Consider the following 21768-nt stretch of genomic DNA (forward strand, 5'->3'; position numbering starts at 1 on the left):
GCGAATTCTTTAATTAAAATGTTACTGTAACAATTGCTTCTTTAATATCTCCATAAGGAAGTTGTAATTCCTTTTGAATTGTCTCTTTCCCCTTACCTATTTTCTTAGGCTCTCTTGCTTGCCATGACAAAATTACAAAATCATCATTAGCATCCACTAATTCTGCTTCAATAATTTCTGCATTTGTCTTCACAATCAAGGTTCTACCTATATTTTTCTTGTATTGCCTTACTTGTTTCAAGGCAGATCCAACTCCTACTGAGGCCACTTCAAGAGAATAATCCTGCTCCTCTCTATCCAGCTTGCTGTCAATAAATTTACTCACATCAATACAGTCTTGCAAGGCCACACCTTGATCTCCATCTAGCGCAACGATAACTTTAAAAGCATTTGTAACCACTAGGTCAATTAGAAATATCGAAGGCTTCTCTGCTAAGCAATCGCCCAAAACTGAATGTAACTTTTCTTTAAATGTCATATTTTTATAAAAAGAGGGGACTAATCGTCCCCTCATTATCTAGTTTTTAATAAATAACGGTGCAAAGATAGTGTTTTTTTACAAATTAAAATAATTGACCGCTTTAAAAAAATTTCTTATCTTTAATATCAAGTTAAAAACAACTTGTTGATTCCCATAATTTAACACTTATTTGATTATGAAACACATTTTAGTTCCCACTGATTTTTCTGAACAAGCTGAATACGCATTAAAAGCTGCAGCTGTACTTGCTAAAAAAAATAATGCCTCAATTTACCTATTGCATTTACTAGAACTTCCCAACCAGATGAGCGATGCCGTTTCGAGCGGAAAAAGCATTCCTGAAGTAATTTTATTTATTCGAAAGGCGAATGAAAGACTGGAAAATATAAAATCACAATCTTACCTAGACGGCATTGTGGTAGAAAGCAGCGTTCAGTTAGAAAAAGCATTTTCTGGAATTTTATCCTTTAATGAAACTAACGAAATTGATTTAATTATTATGGGCTCACACGGAAGCTCAAACACAGAACACTTATTCATAGGTTCAAATACCGAGAAAGTAGTTCGCCTGTCAAAAGCTCCCGTTTTAGTTATCAAGAAAGCTCCCGGTGAATTCCAGATCGAAAAAATAGTTTTTGCATCTGATTTTTCAAAAGAAACTAAAAAACCTTTTAAGAAACTGCTGAAATTTAGTCAAGATACAAATGCAAAATTACTTTTAGTCATGATTAACACTCCAAACAGTTTTAAAACCACTCAAAAAAGCGATCAAATTTTAGAAAAATTCCTGAGAAAATATGATTTAGAAAACTACTCTACCCATGTTTACAACGATACCAATGTTGAAAACGGCATTACAAACTTTGCCGAAAGTCAAGAAGCCGACTTAATTAGCATTTGCACACACGGCCGAACAAGATTGTCCCACTTTTTTAGCGGCAGCATTAGTCAAGGATTGATAAATCACGAATCCAGACCGGTTCTTACTTTCAGAATCTAAAATCAAAAAGTATTGTAAACAAAAAAACCTCTCGATTGAGAGGTTTTTTAAGTTGGTCTACTAGGACTCGAACCTAGAAAGACTGCACCAAAAACAGTTGTGTTACCATTACACCATAGACCAGTAAAATGCTTTGCTGTATTATTGCTTAGCGAGTGCAAATTTATACTATTTTTTAGTTTGCACAAATTTTTTTTACATTTTTATCAAAAAAAATTCATTCCGTTTTAAAAAAAGTTCTTGATTTAGTTGAAAAATATTCATAATCAACATGTTATTAATTAGAGATAGTTTTTTAGAAAATAATGTTAATGCTATGTGGGTTAAACAAAAAAACATTTTCTTTGTAACTTAAATAATATAATATTTGATACATGGATAAAACAGCATTCAATTTCAACAAATGGAATACGATCATTGGTTGGATTACTTTTGGGATAGCATTGATAACATATACTTTGACGGTTGAACCTACCATGAGTTTTTGGGATTGCGGAGAGTATATTGCTACAGCTGCAAAATTAGAAGTGGGTCATCCGCCGGGCGCTCCTTTGTACCAAATGATTGGAGCCTTTTTTGCCATGTTTGCTTTAGATAATACCAAGATTGCATTGATGGTAAATATGGTATCTGTTTTTTCTAGTGCCTTTACTATTTTATTTATGTTCTGGTCTTCATCAATGATTTTGAGAAAAATTGTTAGTCGTTTTGCATCTACAACTGCATTAAATTCAAACAATGATGTTGTTATTTTAGGAAGTTCATTTGTAGGCGCATTGGCGTACACTTTCTCAGATAGTTTTTGGTACAATGCCGTTGAAGCCGAAGTGTATGCTATGGCCTCACTGTTGATTGCATTATTGTTTTGGCTTGGTTTGCGCTGGGAACAAGACATGGATAAACCAAGAGGTAATAAATGGTTGCTCATTATTTCACTTGTAGTGGGACTTTCTTTTGGAGTGCACTTTATGGCATTATTAACCATTCCTGCAATTGGGTTTTTATATTTTTTCAAAAATTATGAAAAGGTGACTATCAAAAGTTTCATTATTGCGAATGTCGTAGTGATTTCTATTTTGTTATTTATTTTTAAATTGTTACTACCACTAACGATGGCTTTCTTTGGTAAAACCGAAGTTTTTATGGTAAATAATTTAGGATTACCTTTTGACTCTGGAACATTGTTTGTAGCCTTGTTAATAGCTGTTTTGTTTTATTTTGGTTTGCAATTCACCAAGAAAAAACAACTAATTACATATAACACTCTATTGCTTTGTGTACTTTTCATCCTAATTGGTTTTTCTACTTGGATGATGTTACCTATTCGTGCCAATGCAAATACAGTAATAAATGAAAATAAACCATCGGATGCTCGCGAAGTTCTTGCCTATTACAACAGAGAACAATACGGAGTAAATCCTTTATTTTATGGTCCTCAATACACTGAGAATTTTGCAGGTCTAGACAAAGACAATCCGTATTTAGACAAAGCACCAAATTACGAGCGTGATTATAAAACTGGTAAATACGTTATTGTAAATAATTTCAAAAACGCAGACCAAAATTCTGATGACAATCACAAAACAATCTTACCAAGAATGTGGAGTGCTGATCATATTGAGAATTATATGAACTTTTCAAATCCTCCAGCATTTAGATTAAATCCTGATTATCCTTATGAAGACGATCTTGCCAAATATGGTATTGACCCTAGCCAATTAAGCGAAGAAGATTACAACAAAGCCATAGCCCAACTGAAAAATGAAACTGAAAAAATTGTAAACGAGTTTAGACAAGCTTATGCTCAACAACAAATTGACAATGAAGGATACGTTAAATTCTTGAAAAGTTATGGCGATTATTTACTTATTGACAAACCTACCACTGTTGACAATTTAGGTTTTATGGTTGAGTATCAATTTGGCTATATGTACTGGAGGTATTTAATGTGGAATTTTGTTGGTAGACAAAATGATGTGCAAGGAAGATACGATTATCTTGATGGAAACTGGTTGAGCGGAATATCCTTTATAGATGAATTGCATTTAGGAAGCCAAGATAACCTACCTTCAGATGTGGTAAATAACAAAGGTAGAAACGTATATTTCTTTTTACCTTTCATTCTAGGACTTATTGGCTTAATGTATCACGCAAATAAAGATTTAAAAAGTTTTTACGTTCTACTTGCCCTATTTCTTTTTACAGGAATTGCCTTGAAAATCTACCTCAACGAAAGACCATTTGAACCACGAGAGCGAGATTATGCTCTTGTAGGATCGTTTTATGTGTTTGCTATCTGGATTGGTTTTGGCGTATATGCATTATATGAGAGCGCTCAAAAATACTTAGCCCCAAAAATTGCTGGTCCAATAATGATTAGCGCTTGTTTACTTGCAGCTCCTGTATTAATGGCTTCTCAAAACTGGGATGATCATGACCGTTCAGGCAAATCTACTGCTGTAGCTATGGCAAAAGCATACTTAACCTCATGTGATCCTAATGCTATTTTGTTCACCATTGGGGATAACGATACTTTCCCATTATGGTATGCCCAAGAAATTGAAGGTGTAAGAACTGACATTAAAATTGTAAATACTAGTTTGTTCATGACCGATTGGTATATTGATCAAATGAAAACCAAAACATACGAATCAGATGCATTGCCGATTTCATTTACGCATGATCAATACGTGGGTGACAAATTAGACTACGTAGCATTTATCCCTAAAATAGATACTCGTTGGGATATTAAAGATTTGATTGATTTTATTAAAAATCCAAAATCAACGGTTGAAATGCAAAACGGACAAACGATTCATTTTTATCCTACTAACAAAATCAGAATTCCAGTTGATAAAAATACAATTATCAAAAATAAAGTTGTTTCAGCGCAATACTTTGATTCTATAGTTCCATACATTGACATTGATGTTAGCAAGAATGCCTTGTATAAAAACCGATTGATGATGCTAGATATAGTTGCAAATAACAACTGGAAACGCCCTATCTATTTTAGTGGTGGTGCCTTTGATAACGAAGATTATATTTGGATGAAAGAGTACTTACAACTAGAAGGAATGGTATACAAACTAGTTCCTGTTAAAACTACTTTACCTAAAGATGCAAGCCCTCTTGACATGGGACAATTGGATTCAGATAAAATGTATGATATTGTTATGAAATGGGAATGGGGTAACGGAGAAAGCCCAACTATTTATCATGATCCAGAAACCAGACGCAACAGTATTAATTATAGATCTTACTTGTCTCGATTGATGAAACAGCTTATCAAGGAAGGTAAAACTGAGAAAGCTAAAAAAGTCATAAATCTAGCTATGACTAAACTTCCTGTGGAATATTTTGATTACTATTCTCTTGTAGAGCCTTTTGCTGATGGATATTATAAAACAGGTGAAAAAGTAAAAGCACAACAATTACTAGATAAATTAACTCAAAAATACCGTGAGAATCTTAATTATTACGGCGGGTTAAAAGCTAGTGACCAGTCCAGTATAGTAATTCCTATTGTTACAGATATAGAGCGATACAGAAGCTTACTAAAAGTAATGAAAGAGAATAATGACTTAGAGTTCTACAACAAGCACAGAGCTACATTTAATACTTACATAAAAATGTTTGAACGTTTTGAACGTGATAGAGAATAAATAAAACAGCATTTAAAATAGCGGCAATCATGTCGCTATTTTTTTTAACTTTTTTTGAGATGAAATTGTACTGGGTAAAAACTAATAAACTAATTAAGACACTTTTCTCAAAATGGATTTGGGACATTCCAAGTACAGAAAAAGTGGTATATCTCTCTTTTGATGACGGTCCCACCCCCGAAGTAACGACATGGGTACTTGAGGAGTTAAAAAAACACCATTTTAAAGCTACATTTTTTTGTATTGGTGATAACATTCGTAAATATCCCGATATATTCAAAAAAATCATAAGTGAAGGCCATACTATAGGGAATCACACCTACAACCACTTAAACGGATGGAAGACATCAACGCAAAACTACATTGACAATACGCAGCTTTGTCAAGAAATAATAGACGAGAATAGGAATTACAATTCTGACTCTAAAATTTTTCGTCCGCCTTACGGCAAAATAAAAACAGCTCAGTCTAGAGCTTTATTAAAATTGGGCTACAAAATAATTATGTGGGATGTATTAAGCGCTGATTTTGATAGAAATATTACAGAGCAAGAATGTTTGAAGAATGTAGTTATGAACCTGCAGCCAGGCAGTATTATTGTATTTCACGATAGTATAAAAGCATTTGAAAAACTAAAATACGTTTTACCTGCAACCTTACAATATTTACAAGACAATAACTATGAAGCGAAAGTTTTATAGGAAATAATTATTAATACTGTTCTTGAACAATACTGATAAGAGTATTTGCATCAAGTTCTCCAGATTGCCTCCAGATCATTTGGCCTTGCTTGTAAATCATCAATGTTGGGAGTCCTTTAATTCGCAGTGCATTTGCTAATTCTTGGTTTTTATCAACATCTATCTTTATCACTTTAGCTTTATCGCCAAGAGCAGCTGCTACATCTCTAATAACAGGATGCATGGCTACCGAAGATTCATTCCAATCCGTATAAAAATCAATTAATACTGGGACTTGCGTATGTAAAAGTTCTCCAAATTTTGACATAAACCTTAATATTTAGTTTTCTAAATGAAATAAAAGAGATTGATAATATACAAATGTAACATTTTTAACGAATTATGCCACATTAGGGGCTTTTTTTAGTTCAATTACAGTTATTTCCGGCATGATTCCTACTCTTCCAGGATAGGCATGAAAACCAAAACCTCTATTTACATAAACATACCTACCAACATTTTCGTATAAACCCGCCCATTGTTCATATACGTATTGCACTAAACTCCATTTGAAATAACCTGGAATTTCAATACCAAATTGCATTCCATGAGTATGGCCAGAAAGCGTAAGTTGAAAATGTCTTTTATCGTGCTGAACCACTTTGTTCCAGTGTGAAGGATCATGGCTCATAAGTATTTTAAAATCTTGTTTTTGTAATGATCCAGATGCTTTGTCTAAATCTCCAGCTTGTTTAAAATTGTGACCCCAATTTTCAACACCTACAAGAGCTATTTGATCATTGCCTTTCTTTATAAAAGTATGCTCATTAAGCAATAAGTTAAAGCCTATCTGTCCGTAAAGCTTTTTTATATCCTCAAAGTTCTCCTCTTTTTCTTGCTCGGTTTTCCAAGTTACATATTCCCCATAATCATGATTCCCTAATACAGAAAATTTACCGTACTCGTGTTTATCGATTTTATTGAACGTTTCTATCCAAGGGTGCATCTCTTTGGCATGCGTGTTTACAATATCTCCTGTAAACAATATCAAATCTGAGTTTTGAGCATTAATCAAATCAATTGCGTGTTGTATTTTATCTGGATTGTCAAAACTACCACTATGAACATCTGATATTTGCGTAATCGTAAATCCATCAAAGGCATCTGGTAAATCCGGAAAAAAAATACGTTGCTTGATTACTTTATAATTATACTTACCAACTGTAATACCATATATAAGGGACAGAAAAGGTACAGCAGCAAGACCTAAACCTATTTGACTCACAAATTTTCTACGTGAGTTAAAAAAATCTTTGCTTTCATCATAATTTGAAAAATAGTTCAAAGTCCCCACACCTAGCCGATACAAATCTTCTCCTAAAAGTACAATTGTAAAAATAATTTTAGGAAGATAAACCAAAAGCAACAACGCCATAGTGAACATTGTTTTTTGTGTTTGTCCTACGCTCCTATCAAATTGCATTAGGGCGTAAACAATGTATATTGAAAAAGCAACACTAGCAATTTGAATACTATATAAAATGGACTTGTTCTTAATGATGGTTTTAAAAACTTGGAAAGTATAAATTTCTAAAACCAAAAGAAACAAACACAATAAGACTACACGAAAAATCATTTGAAAATATTTGAAGCAAAATAACAAAAGAAAAAAGCAAACAAGACTTGTATTAAATAAAATTTAACGGTTTGTTAAGGTTCAAAAAAAATATCAGGATTATATAGAAATAAGCACCAATAAAAAACCACATTATTTGTAACAAAATAACGTGGTTATTGGAAATTTCAAAATATTCTATTTTACTACTAAAGACAAATTAGGAGTTAAAATACTATCACCGTTATTTGTTGTTGTATATCTTTGAGCCCAGACTTCAATATAGTCAGAATTGTTTAACTCTACCAATGCATTAATTGGCACTACTACTATATCGTTTGCAGCTCCACCACGACCATATATTTTAAATTGAGAAAGCGAAACTCCATTTTTAGCAACATAAATTATATAGGTACCTATTGCTGGTACTTGAAATGAAATTGAACCCGTTACTTGGCACAATCTTTTCTTTTTTCCCTCATAAATTAATCTATTACTTAAACCACCCGTAGCAAAACGAAATAAATTTGTTGAAGTTGAAACACCTGCAACTTTAATAATTCCTGTTGGCTGGTTGGCTACCCCAGAAAAACTTGTTGTAGCTCCCGCACCTACAGCATAATCAAAAGTAAAATCTCCAGCTGCATTTACATCGGTTTCAGTTGGTATTCCAGCGCACCTTACATTCCAGCTATTATTAAAATTATACCCTGTATAACTACCCGTGCCATAGCGACTGACATAGCCTACAGTATTAGTTCCAGTAAAAACAACTGATTCCATGACAGCATCACCCGTTATAATTGGGTTTGCACTTACATCTACCCCAACCGCAGTGCCATTTACTTCACTGAAACCACCTTGTTTTTGGATCAAAGAAAATGTACCTGTAAACTTTTCAAAAGTACCTGTATTATTACCAAACCATGCTGTATTGCTCAAAAGAACTCGAGTATTATTGGTGTAGGTGATCCCTGTTACGTTTGCTGCATAATTAATCACTGAGAAAAACACTAAGCCAAAACCACTGATTGTACCGACATTAGCAGAGTTTGCAACAATAGCATCTCTAAAAATAATACTTTGAGTATTGCCACTTCCCACCAAATTAAAAACAGAACTTCCTCCAGAAATAGTAAGAGTTTTAATTGTCCCTCCCGTAGCTCCTTCAAACAGGAATCCACTGGATTTAAATAATACATCTTCATTTGCATCTAACCCCACCAAATAAGCATTATTCAAATCAATTGGGAAATTGAAATTGATAATCCCATTTATTTCATAATACGTACCACTATCGAGAACATATTTTGCACCACCACCAGCGGCTAATTCAGTAGCTAAAACAGTAGCTAATACATCCGTAGATTTAATACGCTTAAACTTTAGGCGACCGGTGCTAGCGCTATTAATAACAGTCCAAGCGGGTGTTGCCTGGTTGTAATAATAAAATGATTTCAAATCAGTATCATAAACCATTAATCCATCGGCTGGAGATGCAATGGCTAAGCGCTGTGCTGTAGTCATTCTTGGCGTAAGCATTCCTTGAGTGGTTGACGAAACATCAAGTACTGAACTTGCATGAGGAGTAATAGTTCCTACACCTACTTGTGCAAAAGTATTTGCTGCTAGTATCAAGAAAAATAATAGAGCAACTTGAAACACTCTTTTTGTAAAATAATTTTCTTTCATGATCAAAATGTATTTAAGATATTAAAAAACTACAACATTGTTTGGTTTTAAACTTATTGTAAATATAAAAATAAAATATCGATTAAATGCATTTTTAACCGACTAAATACATTATTATCTCATTTAAAAGTAATAAATCTTACAATAAGTGAGTAGCATTTTTATTTTTAAAGTTATTTATCCTAAAAATTCTAGCCAAGGTGTAATAAAATACAAATCCATAAAAATTAAAAAAGCTAAGGTTCATACTCATTCAAGTTTTGTACTTTTGAACTTTACAAAAAAACTACTATGTCTCAACAAAAACGTCTTTTTTTACTTGATGCTTACGCATTAATATTTCGTGGATACTATGCTTTTATCAAAAACCCACGTATTAACTCAAAAGGTATGGACACATCAGCCATTATGGGTTTTATGAATTCATTGATGGATGTTATAAAACGTGAAAAACCAGATCACCTTGCTGTAGCATTTGATAAGGGAGGAAGCGCTTTAAGAAATGACCTTTTCCCAGAATACAAAGCCAACAGAGATGCTACTCCCGAAGCGATAAAAATTGCCGTACCTTATATTCAAGAATTACTCAAGGCCATGCACATACCTATTATAGAGGTGAGTGGTTATGAAGCCGATGATTTAATAGGAACAATTGCTAAGCAAGCTGAAAAAGAGAATTACCAGGTCTTTATGGTTACACCTGATAAGGATTTTGCACAACTAGTTTCTGAAAACATTTTTATGTACAAGCCAGCCCGAATGGGAAACGGTATTGAAATTTGGGGTGTACCCGAAGTCTTGGCTAAGTTTGAAATTGAAAGACCTGAACAAGTTATTGATTTTCTTGGCATGATGGGCGATACTGCCGATAACATTCCTGGTTTACCAGGCGTAGGTGAAGTGACAGCAAAAAAACTTTTGAAAGAATTTGGCAGCATGGAAAACCTTTTAGCAAATACAGACAAGCTAAAAGGAAAAATGAAAGAGAATATTGAAGCCAATAAAGAAAAAGGATTGTTATCTAAAACATTAGCAACTATATTACTGGATTGCCCAGTGGTTTTTAATGAAAATGACTATGAGCTCTCTAAGCCCGATGTAGAAAAAACAGACGCCTTATTCAATGAACTGGAATTTAGAAGAATGGCTGAGCAATTTGATGCTATTTTTAAAAGTCCATCTCCGCTTGCACAAAATAACGGAGCCGAAACAGATGCCAAACTTTATAAGAAGCCAACAAAGAATGATGATCAATTTGATCTTTTTGGATCGAATGATCAAGACGGTACTTCAGATGAGAATAGAAATCAATTTTACAGTACGCTAACAAATACTGAGCATTCCTATCAAATTATTCAAGGTGATTTAGGCCTAAAATTACTGTTGCAAAATTTACAAAAACAAACTTCAGTATGTTTTGACACCGAAACTACTGGTCTTGATGCACTGCATGCAGAACTAGTGGGAATTTCTTTTTCATATGAAAAAGGGAAAGGATTTTATGTTCCGTTTCCAGAAAATCAAGAAGAAGCACAAGCTTTGATAGATAAATTCATTCCATTTTTTGAAAATGAAAGTATTGAAAAAATTGGTCAGAATTTAAAATACGACTTGAAAATTTTATCAAATTATAAGGTAGAAGTAAAAGGAAATTTATTTGACACCATGATTGCGCACTATCTAATTAATCCTGATATGCGTCATAATATGGATATCTTATCCGAGACTTATTTAAAATATTCGCCACAATCTATCGAGGCTCTTATTGGAAAAAAAGGGAAGAATCAAAAATCAATGCGTGACGTAGCTCTCGAAGAAATTAAAGAATACGCCGTTGAAGATGCTGATGTCACTTGGCAACTTAAAAATATTTTCACCCAAGAACTAGAACAAACCGAAACCAAAAAACTTTTTGAAGAAATTGAAATCCCATTGGTAAAAGTACTTGCCGATATGGAAAAAGAAGGTATTCGGGTTGATGTAGATTTCCTTAAGTCGCTTTCTAAAACACTTGATGAGGATATCAAAATATTAGAAGCGAGCATTTATGAAACTGCAGGTGAAAAATTCAATTTGGCATCACCGAAACAATTAGGAGATATTTTATTTGACAAATTAAAAATTGGTGGAGTTAAACAAAAGAAAACCAAAACAGGGCAATATGCTACTGGCGAGGAAATACTCAGCTATCTTGCCCCAGAAAACCAAATTGTAAAGGACATTCTAGAGTGGAGACAATTGATTAAACTGCAAAACACATACGTAGATGCCTTGCCGAACCAAGTAGATGCCGTTACTAAACGCATCCATACAGATTATATGCAAACCGTTGCAGCTACTGGACGATTGAGTTCTAATAACCCTAATTTACAAAACATCCCAATACGTACCGAACGTGGTCGCCAAATTAGGAAAGCATTTGTTGCCAGAGATGAAAATCACACCCTAGTATCTGCCGATTATTCACAAATTGAATTGCGCGTCATTGCAGCTTTGTGTGGAGAAGAAAATATGATAAAAGCGTTTCAAAACAACGAAGACATTCATAAATCAACGGCATCAAAAGTATTTAACGTTCCACTTGAAGAAGTAACTCGCGAACAAAGAAGTCATGCCAAAACCGTAAATTTTGGGATTGTTTATGGTGTATCAGCATTTGGACTCAGCAACCAAACTAGTCTGTCCCGTAAAGAAAGTGCCGAATTGATTGAAGCGTATTACCAAACCTATCCAAAATTAAAATCGTATATACAGGATCAAGTAGACTTTGCTAGAGATCATGGTTATGTACAAACCATTTTGGGACGTCGTAGGTATTTAAAAGATATCAACTCTCAAAACGCCATAGTGCGTGGTGGTGCGGAACGAAATGCCGTAAACGCTCCTATTCAAGGAAGTGCTGCCGATATTATCAAAATTGCAATGATCAATATTCATAAAAGGTTGAAAAGTGAAAATTGGAAAAGCAAAATGTTATTGCAAGTACATGATGAACTTGTGTTTGATGTGCATAATGATGAGCTAGAAAAAATACAGCCCATGATTAAACATGAAATGGAAAATGCCTTCCAACTTGTTGTGCCACTGGAAGTAGAAATTGGCACCGGTAAAGACTGGCTAGAAGCACATTAATAAAATATACCGCAAATAAAAAATCTCTAATTAAGCAATTAGAGATTTTTTTTGAGGTTTATAATGTAATATTCGTTTTTAAGGAACACTTAAAAATTATAATGAGCTTTCTAAATTGCGACAGCTTTTTTATTGCTTAAAATTTTGTACAACCAGAAAGCTAATAGACCCAATGGTTGTAAAACAATTAGCGAAAGAATAAGAAGCATTTTAGTTACTGAAGAAACTGTTGTTAAGTTTATAACCGTATACAAGGAGTATATCCAGAATACAAAATAAAAAACCACGAGAATCATAAAAAGAATTTCTACCATAATATTTTATATTTAAATTAGTTCCACCAACTACACGAACTAGAACAGGCCATTGTTACAGTTGTAACACAAACATGACTATCTATAGCACACGAAGTATCTGATCCAATAGCTGTACAATCACTATTACCGTCACTGATATATTCTTTTGCATCAAGGCTAGCTCTCAATTTAGAGGCTGTTGCTGTCGCACCTAGAGCTGATTCAAACTTTAAACAAGAACTTACCGATTTCCCAGCTATTAAGTTGGCAACTTTTTTTGTAGCATTAGAATTTAAGCGTGTAGCATTATTATCATAAAGCTCAATAAAAATTGAAACTAATTTGTTCAAAACATCATCATCTTCTTTGCTTATAGATTGAAAAAATAAATCATCTAGTAAAAATACTTGATCTTTAACTTGAAAAGAAGCCTCGTTTTTAATATCATTTTTTATAAATTTATAAAACTTTCCATTTACATTTGTCTCTAATGCAACAGAATTTTTTGTCAATGTTATAAAATAATTATTTTTTAAGGTTTTATTTACAGTTGACAAATCATAACTTTCAGTAATTACCTTATATTTATTTGCTTCAAGTATAGATAGTGAAATATTATAAATTGCATGGTTGGCTGCAAAGTTTGTTAAACTTGTTTTTTTGGAAAATTCATCAAGTCGATATTTACTAGAAATTATCTCCTCATCTTTATTAATTTCAGAAGTACAAGAAAACAAAAATGATAAACTTACAGCGATAGTAGTCGCTAATACAATAGTTATTTTATTTTTTTTCATTTTAAAATTAGTTACTTTTTGAGTAATAAACAACCCCATTTATGGACGAAAACTTTAAGAATTTAGTTTAAGTTAATTTGTTCCGCCCCATTAATTTTACTTCCTCTTTACAACATCCTTGCAAGGCTGGCTTAATATTATTATTTCTATATTATGCCAATGTTAATATCGATTTGTAAATCTTCATAAAAATCTAAAAATGATTCTTAAGAAATTCTATATGCCAAAACTACAACTGAAGTTTAGCGAAGTTTTACACTTAAAGTGTAAATAAAGTTAAATATCAAAAAATCCTCCATACAATTATTTTACACAGAATTAATTGCATTAATTGCTACAAAATCTAACATTAATTACATTAGAAATTATAACTAAAGACTTTTGGATTCCTAAAAAAAAGATAACTATTCATCGTAACAATACGACAAAATTTGCAAGGAGATTATGATATTATTTTAGTTTGTTAAAAGGTATAAAACAAACTGTATCTATTTTGAATGAAAAAATGCAACTCCTTTTAACTGATATGCTATTTAAAAAAGACACACCATTTGTTTGGAGCTGGTCAAATAGTTTCATGAATTCATTTAATATGATATACTAATATTAGGTCTATAAATGAATGTTCAATAGCAACTTAGCTTTATTTTGATTTTACATTAAGAATCAACGTAATACGAATTCCGAATAATTTTAATATTTATAGTTGCCAAAATAAATGATATAAAAAATCTGATCAACATTATCTTGTAAGAAAATGGAATTTTAGCAAAAAAATATGGAGAGGATATTATGGAAAAATTAGAAACTGTAACAATAATTGAAGTTTAAATTCGAGGGGAAATGATAAATAAAACAATTAAAAATAAAATCTACATTATTAGATCATATATGAAATACAGCTTTGTTAGTTAATAATGAGGTTGGATAATAAATGGAAAAAACACATGAAATACCGTATTATGTTTCCAGGTTATTTAAAAAAATATTGATTGTCCGTTTTCTGTCATAATCCTGTAATACCAGCAATTACTAGCCTGTCGAATAGTTTTTCTTCAAAATACCTTCTATTAAGCTTATAAACAAACTCATTTAGATACAATTGAAAATATTTGCCTTTTATTTTATGGTAATTTCCAAGAAAATTGCGTTTTGCATTACTAATTGCTATGTGAACCCATCTTAAAGTTTCTGTTGTAGTTTCTTTATTTGATTTTTCTGTTATGTGTATTTCAACATAGTCTGCAATATCAATATAAGAAGTGCTTTTGTCTGTAAAAAGAATACTTTTTTCAGAGATAGATTCTACAATCGTTTCATTTATCTGTTCAGAAGTATGATCCTTCAAAACTTTTGCTTTAAAACATCTACATTGATTTGATTTTTCTCTAGTTTCAACATCTTCTAAAACAGTTGATTCGGCCATAATTGCCACGTTAGATTTCCCCACTGCGCCACGACCACGAAGACCTTTTTCTTGCTCTATTTCTGATGATTCAACAGTGAAATATCCTTCGTCAAATTCTATCATTCCTTCTAAAGTATAACGTGCATCTCTATTACCCATTGCTTTTCGCAATTTATGAACCATTGCCCAAACTAGTTCGTATCCCTTTAGTCCAAGTTGTTTTTGAATTTCTTTACTTGAAAAACCTTTTTTAGTTGCAGTCATTAAAAACATAGTTTTGTACCAAATCAAAAATGATAAGTTGGAACTTTGCATTATTGTTCCGCCTCTTTAAGAAATTCTACTTCTACATTTCTTACATTCATAAATCCACACACTTTTTATCCAAAAATGCTCTTTGCTTCCGCATTTGCATTGAACGCCTTGTTTGTCTCTTTCTTCTTTAAAATGAAGCCTACAAGATTCTTCACTGCCAAAATTTGCTGTAAAACTGAATAAAATCATTTGCTTTTTTTATCAAATATAATAGTTTTTCTTTTAATTGCAGGTAATTACTGACAATATAAATAATAAACTTTTAAGAATATCTAAAATATAAAACACAAAACAAATAAAAAAATTAACATTTTTTTTAACAAGTTTAAAATTTCAAAATGAAGAATAAACATATTTTAAAACAAACTGCTTATTAAGTCCATAATTTACAACTAAATTAAAAAAAATCTAATTAACATTTAATTAGAACACAATTTAGGGTCCAGGACAGAAAAGCAAGAAGCTCATTAAAAAGATAGACTACAAATGAAAAAATCTGTAATTAAGCAATTAGAGATTTTTTATTTAAGTTTAAAATATATCAATCTACACCACACGTGTCGACTCTCTTTCTTTTAATTTGGTTTTAATCACCTTTGTTACATAAGGAAGATGCTCTTCCTCTGATTCCAACCTCTTAATAAGCAACTTGGCTGCTACTTCGCCTATTTCTATACCGTGTTGACTAACTGTAGTTAAACTTGGCGAAAGCCTTCTTGATGCTAAAATACCATCAGCAAAACCAATGATAGAAATGTCTTCGGGTACTTTAAATCCTTTTTTTAACGCAACTCTTAATGCTGCAACTGAATCATTCTCATCCAATGCAAAAATTCCATCAATTGGATTTTCAAATATAGAATCAATTTTATTTTTAAGATCAAGTTCTGAGTCTGTTCTAATCATAATATCAGGATTGACAGCTATACCGTTATTAGATAGTGCTTTTAAATAGCCATCAGTTCTTAATTTACCCACACTCAAATTATCAATAGAAGAAAGTAAGGCAATATTTTTACAACCCAAGTTCAAAAGTTGTTGTGTTGCATGAAGTGCCGAATCAAAATCATCTACAATTACCTTATCACAGTCTACCCCATCCGCAATTCGATCAAACATTACAATAGGAGTTCCGTCATTAATTATGGTAGTGAAATGCTGATAATCTTGAGCTTTTTGAGCTTCCTCAGATACAGACACTATAAAACCATCAATAGTACCGTTACTTAACATTTCTAGAGTATGTGCTTCTTTATCCAAAGATTCATTAGAAATACACATGATCACATTATACCCTTTTTCATCAGCTATTTTCTCAATACCACTAAATACTTTGGCAAAAAAAGAATTAAGAATGTTAGGTATGATAACGCCTATAGTCTTTGTCTTTCTATTTTTAAGATTCAACCCAATAATATTTGGCTTGTAGTTTTTAAGCTTCGCATATTCCTTTATTTTAACCTTCGTTAGCTCACTAATTTCTGGACTATCGTTTAATGCCTTAGACACGGTAGAAACAGAAACGTTAAGTTCCTTCGCGATTTGTTTTAAAGTTGCTTTGGCTTTCATATTAAAAATTCAGTATAAAGTTAAAGTACAAGATAGTATAATTTGTAAAAAATTCAATCTATTGACAAAAATAACGCATTAAGTTCAAAAAAGTAATTGTAACAACAAAAAAAATGCACCAATAAAGAACAATAAATAGAAGAATAAAACCAATTTAAAAAAGATGAATTATAAAACGCAAAAAAAATATTAATATACATTTGATAATCAGTACTAAGCACACAACAAAATAATCTTTTAAGGTATTTGTATTTAAAATAATTAATTGTACTTTTGCAACCCCTTTATTGGGGATGGAATGTTTAATTAAAAAAATATTATGGACGCATTAAGCTACAAGACACAGTCAGCAAGCAAAGCCACAGTTACAAAAGAGTGGATTGTTGTAGATGCAGATGGTCACAACTTAGGACGTCTTGCTTCAAAAGTCGCAATGATTTTAAGAGGTAAGTACAAGCCAAGTTACACACCACATGTGGACTGCGGAGATAACGTAATTGTTATCAACTCAGAAAAAATTAACCTTACAGGTAACAAAATGGATGAAAAAACATACATCCGTCACACTGGTTACCCAGGAGGTCAAAGAACTTTAACTGCTAAAGTTTTGCAATCTAAAAACCCTGCATTATTAGTTGAAAAAGCTGTAAAAGGGATGTTGCCTAAAAACAAATTAGGAGCAGAGCTTTTTAGAAATTTAAATGTTGTTGTAGGTTCAGAGCACAAACAAGGCGCTCAAAAACCGAAAACAGTTAACCTTAACGATCTTAAGTAATGGGAGTTATTCACAAAATCGGTAGAAGAAAAACCGCTGTTGCACGTGTATACGTTTCAGAAGGAACAGGAGTAATCACGGTAAACAAAAAAGCATTTGAAACTTACTTCCCAACTGCAACTTTACAGTACAAAGTATTACAACCAATGTCTATGACAGAAAATGTAAGCAACTTTGACGTAAAAGTTAATGTTTACGGAGGTGGTTCAACAGGACAAGCAGAGGCTGTAAGAATGGCATTAGCACGTGCAATGTGCGAAGTTGATGCTGAAAACAGAGGAATCCTTAAACCACAAGGTTTATTAACAAGAGATCCAAGAATGGTTGAACGTAAGAAATTCGGTCAGAAGAAAGCTCGTAAGAGATTCCAATTCTCTAAGCGTTAATATTCAATCTGGTTATTTTTCAGATTATCAAGTTCAAACGCTGGTATTATTATCAGCTTAAACTGAAATATGTTAAAATAAATTTAACATAAAAATTTAAAAACACAGTTGTTGTTGCTCTCCTACCGAGGTAGGAAATAGTTTAGCATCTAAATAAGTCGAAAGTCTTAAAGGCAAAAGCCTAAAGTCGTATCAAAGAAGCTTATTGCTAATCAACAGAACGTAAACTAGAACAAAATGGCAAACAAAATAGAAGTTAAAGACTTACTAGAAGCAGGTGTACACTTTGGACACATGACTAGAAAATGGGACCCAAACATGGCTCCTTACATCTATATGGAACGTAATGGTATTCACATTATCAATCTATATAAAACTGCAGCAAAAATTGAAGAAGCTAATGAAGCTTTGAAAAAAATCGCTGCATCAGGTAGAAAAATATTATTTGTTGCTACCAAAAAACAAGCAAAAGACATCGTTGCTGAAAAAGCAAAAGCTGCAAACATGCCTTACATCACTGAAAGATGGCCTGGTGGAATGCTAACTAACTTTGTAACTATCCGTAAAGCTGTTAAAAAAATGGCTACTATTGATAAAATGAAGAAAGATGGTACTTTCATGACTTTATCTAAAAAAGAGCGTTTGCAAGTAGATCGTCTTCGTGCTAAATTAGAGAAAAACTTAGGTTCAATCGCTGACATGTCTAGACTACCGGCTGCATTGTTCGTAGTAGATATCAAAGCAGAACACATCGCTATAAAAGAAGCTCAAAAATTAAACATTCCAGTTTTCGCAATGGTTGATACTAACTCTGATCCACGTGAAGTAGAGTATGTAATTCCTGCAAATGATGATGCTTCTAAATCAATTGATAAAATTTTAACTTTAGTTACATCTGCAATTATCGAAGGACTTTCTGATAGAGGTACTGAAAAAGAAACTGAAGCTACTGCTGAAGTTGCTGCTCCAGTTGCTGAAACTACAGAAGCTCCAGCTGCAACTGCAACTGAAGAATAAATCAAATTTTGAATTCCAAATTTTGAATTCCAAATTCCAAAATCAGAAAATAACTATCTGATAACATTGGAATTTGGGATTTAAAGATTGGAATTTTTACTTTTAACATTAAAAATCAAAATATTATGGCAACAATTACTGCTGCAGACGTAAATAAATTAAGACAAACTACAGGTGCCGGAATGATGGACTGTAAAAAAGCTTTAGTTGAAGCTGATGGAGATTTCGATAAAGCAATCCAAAACCTTAGAGAAAAAGGACAAAAAGTTGCTGCTAACCGTTCTGACCGTGAGTCTTCTGAAGGAGCTGCTGTATCTTTTATCAATGCTGATAAAACTAAAGGTGCTATCATTACTTTAAACTGCGAAACAGATTTCGTAGGTAAAAATGAATCTTTCGTAACTTTAGCTAAAGAATTAGTTGAAAAAGCAATTAACTTCTCTTCTAAAGAAGAGTTCTTAGCGTCAGATTTCAACGGAATGACTGTTGCTGAAAAATTGATTGAGCAAACTGGTGTTATCGGTGAAAAAATCGAAATCGGTGGTTTTGAAATTTTAGAAGGTGCTTTTGTTGGATCTTATGTTCACGTTAACAAAATTGCTGCATTAACTGCTATTTCTGCTGCTGTACCAAATGCAGAAGTTCTTACTAAAGATATCTCTATGCAAGTAGCATCAATGGGAGCTGATACTTTATCTTACAAAGATTTTGATCCTGCTTTTGTTGATTCTGAATTAGCTGCTCGTATTGCAATAATCGAAAAAGAAAATGAAGAAGCAAAACGTTTAGGAAAAACTTTAAAAAATGTTCCTAAATATATTTCTTTCTCTCAATTAACTGAAGAAGTTATCAAACAAGCTGAAGAAGATGCAAAAGCAGAATTAAAAGCTGAAGGTAAACCAGAACAAATTTGGGATAAAATTATTCCAGGTAAAATTCAACGTTTTATCTCTGACAACACTACTTTAGATCAAGAAAAAGCTTTGCTAGATCAAAATTTCATCAAAGATGATAGTAAAAAAGTTGGTGATTACGTTAAAGATTTCAATGTTGAAATTACAGGTTTCAAAAGAGCTGCATTAGGATAGCCACATTTTGATTTCAAATAATTGCTATTTGATTTCATTTTTTAATACAAAGCCCCATTTCAATTTTGTTGGAATGGGGTTTTTTATTTGAAATTACCTTCAGCTAAAATTTCAATAAAATGACTAAATTTGGAAAAAGCTTATTCTATGTTTAAAACCAAAAAAGAAGTTGTCTTTATCATCCTTTCTGGAATATTTATCACTAATGCCGTCACTGCTGAATTGATTGGTGGAAAACTGATACAAATAGGTCCGTTTGTAATGAGTATCGGTATTTTGCCTTGGCCGATTGTCTTTTTAACTACGGATTTAATTAACGATTATTTTGGCGAAAAAGGAGTGAAAAAATTATCCCTAATCACAGCTGGATTAATTGCGTATTCGTTTATTATTTTACTGCTGGCCATGAGTATTCCAGCAGCCAAAGGAATTAGCCCTGTGAACGATACTCAATTTACCGCCGTTTTCGGTCAAAGTATGTGGATTATTGTGGGCAGTATCATTGCTTTTCTTATATCACAATTAATAGACGTTACTGTTTTTTGGTTTTTTAAAAACCGAACCGGAAATAAAAAAATATGGCTTAGAGCTACGGGTTCCACCATAATTTCGCAACTGTTTGATTCTTTTATCGTATTGGGAATTGCATTTTGGTTGCCCGGCAAAATCAACTTTGAAACCTTCCTAACCTCAGCCTTAACTGGCTATACCTTTAAGCTAGGCACAGCCATACTCTTAACTCCCTTAATTTACCTAGGTCACTGCACTATTAAAAAATATTTAGCCACCGAAAAAGAATGATTATAACTGATAAAATACGTTGCGGCTGGTGTCATTCCAGTGATTTATACATGAAATACCATGACGAAGAATGGGGTGTTCCCGTATATGATGACACTACTCTATTTGAATTTTTACTGCTAGAAACCTTTCAAGCAGGCCTAAGTTGGATTACTATCTTGAACAAAAGAGAAAATTTCTACAATGCTTTTGATGCTTTTGATTATAAAAAAATCGCCCAGTATTCTGATGATAAAATTCAAGAATTATTACAAGATGCAGGTATCATTCGCAACAAACTCAAAGTTTATTCGGCTGTGACCAACGCTCAAAATTTCATTACAATCCAAGAAGAATTTGGAAGTTTTTCACAATACATTTGGGCTTTTGTAAATCACACACCCGTTAACAACTCCCCAAGAAACTTAAAAGAAGTCCCTGCCACAACGCCACTTTCGGATGCAATAAGTAAGGATTTAAAAAAACGGGGTTTTAAATTTGTAGGTTCCACCGTTATGTATGCCTTTATGCAGGCCACAGGCATGATTAATGACCATGTAGAAAATTGTTGGAAACGAAATTCATAATTTATAATTTATAATTCATAATTTTCATTACATTTGCTTCACACTTTAGGGGTGTCTACCACGGTAGGCTGAGATTTTACCCTCTGAACCTGATCTAGTTCATACTAGCGTAGGGAAAAGTAAGATGACTTCATTGTACCATATTTGGGTACCTTCGTAGCCATTCCTAAAGTATACCTATATACTAAACTCAACAGGAATGGAACTAAAAATCAACAACCAAACAAAACATTTTGCCGCCAAGAGCCTAACGGTTCAAGCACTTCTTGACTTAGAAATTCCCGTAAAACAAAACGGAATTGCTGTGGCCATAAACAATACCGTCATTCCAAAATCCGATTGGAATTTGCATCCCATACAGGAAACCGACACCATTCTTATCATCTCCGCAACTCAAGGTGGATAAAGAGTCTTCAGTCGCAGTGTTCAGTTTTCATTGCGAACATTAGACAAGTTTCAAATTCAACTCAAAATAAAAAAATCTG

At 32.7% G+C, this 21768-nt stretch carries 17 protein-coding genes, 1 tRNA gene, 1 pseudogene and 1 riboswitch; of the genes and pseudogenes, 11 read left to right on the top strand and 8 right to left on the bottom strand.

Annotation, left to right across the window (positions count from 1 at the left end; genetic code table 11):
- Positions 1–13: 13 nt before the first annotated feature.
- Complete coding sequence (rimP, locus tag IQ05_RS02730; protein ID WP_144889588.1) at positions 14–478, bottom strand: ribosome assembly cofactor RimP; 465 nt, start codon at positions 476–478, stop codon at positions 14–16.
- A 178-nt stretch (positions 479–656) separates the two neighbouring features.
- Here rimP and IQ05_RS02735 point away from each other — a divergent pair, with 178 nt between their 5' ends.
- Entirely contained in the window at positions 657–1481 is an 825-nt protein-coding gene (locus IQ05_RS02735; RefSeq protein WP_144889590.1) for a universal stress protein, read from the top strand.
- Between the two features lie 52 nt (positions 1482–1533).
- Here the strand turns inward: IQ05_RS02735 and IQ05_RS02740 are convergent.
- Positions 1534–1604, bottom strand: a tRNA-Gln gene (locus tag IQ05_RS02740).
- A gap of 251 nt (positions 1605–1855) precedes the next feature.
- Here IQ05_RS02740 and IQ05_RS02745 point away from each other — a divergent pair.
- Together IQ05_RS02745 and IQ05_RS02750 are read left to right on the top strand one after the other, a co-directional pair.
- Positions 1856–5146 (top strand): glycosyltransferase family 117 protein, encoded by a 3291-nt coding sequence (locus tag IQ05_RS02745; RefSeq protein ID WP_144889592.1) that lies wholly within the window; start codon positions 1856–1858, stop codon positions 5144–5146.
- 59 nt (positions 5147–5205) lie between these two features.
- Positions 5206–5847 (top strand): polysaccharide deacetylase family protein, encoded by a 642-nt coding sequence (locus tag IQ05_RS02750; RefSeq protein WP_144889594.1) that lies wholly within the window; start codon positions 5206–5208, stop codon positions 5845–5847.
- Between the two features lie 10 nt (positions 5848–5857).
- Here IQ05_RS02750 and IQ05_RS02755 read toward each other — a convergent pair whose 3' ends face one another.
- The 3 genes from IQ05_RS02755 to IQ05_RS02765 all read right to left on the bottom strand — a co-directional run bounded on the left by IQ05_RS02755 (position 5858) and on the right by IQ05_RS02765 (position 9133).
- On the bottom strand, positions 5858–6154 hold the full coding sequence (locus IQ05_RS02755) for a thioredoxin family protein (RefSeq protein WP_144889597.1): 297 nt from the start codon (positions 6152–6154) through the stop codon (positions 5858–5860).
- 72 nt (positions 6155–6226) lie between these two features.
- On the bottom strand, positions 6227–7462 hold the full coding sequence (locus tag IQ05_RS02760) for a metallophosphoesterase (protein ID WP_144889599.1): 1236 nt from the start codon (positions 7460–7462) through the stop codon (positions 6227–6229).
- Positions 7463–7639: 177 nt separating this feature from the next.
- Positions 7640–9133, bottom strand: coding sequence for a hypothetical protein (locus IQ05_RS02765; RefSeq protein WP_144889601.1), 1494 nt, complete (start codon positions 9131–9133; stop codon positions 7640–7642).
- Positions 9134–9424: 291 nt separating this feature from the next.
- Here IQ05_RS02765 and polA point away from each other — a divergent pair, with 291 nt between their 5' ends.
- On the top strand, positions 9425–12265 hold the full coding sequence (polA, locus tag IQ05_RS02770) for a DNA polymerase I (protein WP_144889603.1): 2841 nt from the start codon (positions 9425–9427) through the stop codon (positions 12263–12265).
- Positions 12266–12596: 331 nt separating this feature from the next.
- On the opposite strand, the gene IQ05_RS02775 is transcribed toward polA, so the two are convergent.
- The 3 genes and pseudogenes from IQ05_RS02775 to IQ05_RS02785 form a co-directional block, all read right to left on the bottom strand.
- The gene (locus tag IQ05_RS02775; protein WP_144889605.1) at positions 12597–13358 is read right to left on the bottom strand and encodes a hypothetical protein; all 762 of its coding nucleotides are present in this window, start codon (positions 13356–13358) and stop codon (positions 12597–12599) included.
- 1006 nt (positions 13359–14364) lie between these two features.
- Positions 14365–15270: pseudogene (locus IQ05_RS02780) on the bottom strand (IS1595 family transposase).
- A 357-nt stretch (positions 15271–15627) separates the two neighbouring features.
- Complete coding sequence (locus IQ05_RS02785; RefSeq protein ID WP_144889607.1) at positions 15628–16650, bottom strand: LacI family DNA-binding transcriptional regulator; 1023 nt, start codon at positions 16648–16650, stop codon at positions 15628–15630.
- A gap of 319 nt (positions 16651–16969) precedes the next feature.
- Between IQ05_RS02785 and rplM the strand changes: the two genes are divergently transcribed.
- The 7 genes from rplM (at position 16970) to thiS (ending at position 21689) form a co-directional block, all read left to right on the top strand.
- Positions 16970–17425: a 50S ribosomal protein L13 gene (rplM, locus tag IQ05_RS02790; RefSeq protein WP_114754884.1), complete on the top strand. Its 456-nt coding sequence runs from the start codon at positions 16970–16972 to the stop codon at positions 17423–17425.
- On the top strand, positions 17425–17811 hold the full coding sequence (gene rpsI, locus IQ05_RS02795; protein WP_086453662.1) for a 30S ribosomal protein S9: 387 nt from the start codon (positions 17425–17427) through the stop codon (positions 17809–17811). The genes rplM and rpsI overlap by 1 nt, the downstream gene beginning before the upstream one ends.
- 237 nt (positions 17812–18048) lie before the next feature.
- Positions 18049–18828 (top strand): 30S ribosomal protein S2, encoded by a 780-nt coding sequence (rpsB, locus tag IQ05_RS02800; protein WP_144889609.1) that lies wholly within the window; start codon positions 18049–18051, stop codon positions 18826–18828.
- A gap of 125 nt (positions 18829–18953) precedes the next feature.
- On the top strand, positions 18954–19916 hold the full coding sequence (gene tsf / locus IQ05_RS02805; RefSeq protein ID WP_144889611.1) for a translation elongation factor Ts: 963 nt from the start codon (positions 18954–18956) through the stop codon (positions 19914–19916).
- Positions 19917–20063: 147 nt separating this feature from the next.
- Positions 20064–20717 carry a queuosine precursor transporter gene (locus IQ05_RS02810; protein ID WP_144889613.1) on the top strand — a complete coding sequence of 218 codons (654 nt, stop codon included), beginning with the start codon at positions 20064–20066 and terminating at the stop codon, positions 20715–20717.
- Positions 20714–21283: a DNA-3-methyladenine glycosylase I gene (locus IQ05_RS02815; protein ID WP_144889615.1), complete on the top strand. Its 570-nt coding sequence runs from the start codon at positions 20714–20716 to the stop codon at positions 21281–21283. Before IQ05_RS02810 ends, IQ05_RS02815 begins: the two co-directional genes overlap by 4 nt.
- A gap of 37 nt (positions 21284–21320) precedes the next feature.
- A riboswitch (TPP riboswitch) is annotated at positions 21321–21416 on the top strand.
- Positions 21417–21482: 66 nt separating this feature from the next.
- Complete coding sequence (gene thiS, locus IQ05_RS02820) at positions 21483–21689, top strand: sulfur carrier protein ThiS (RefSeq protein WP_144889617.1); 207 nt, start codon at positions 21483–21485, stop codon at positions 21687–21689.
- The last annotated feature ends 79 nt before the right edge of the window (positions 21690–21768 follow it).

The organism is Flavobacterium tiangeerense, assembly GCF_007830355.1.
GTDB classification, from domain to species: Bacteria; Bacteroidota; Bacteroidia; order Flavobacteriales; family Flavobacteriaceae; genus Flavobacterium; species Flavobacterium tiangeerense.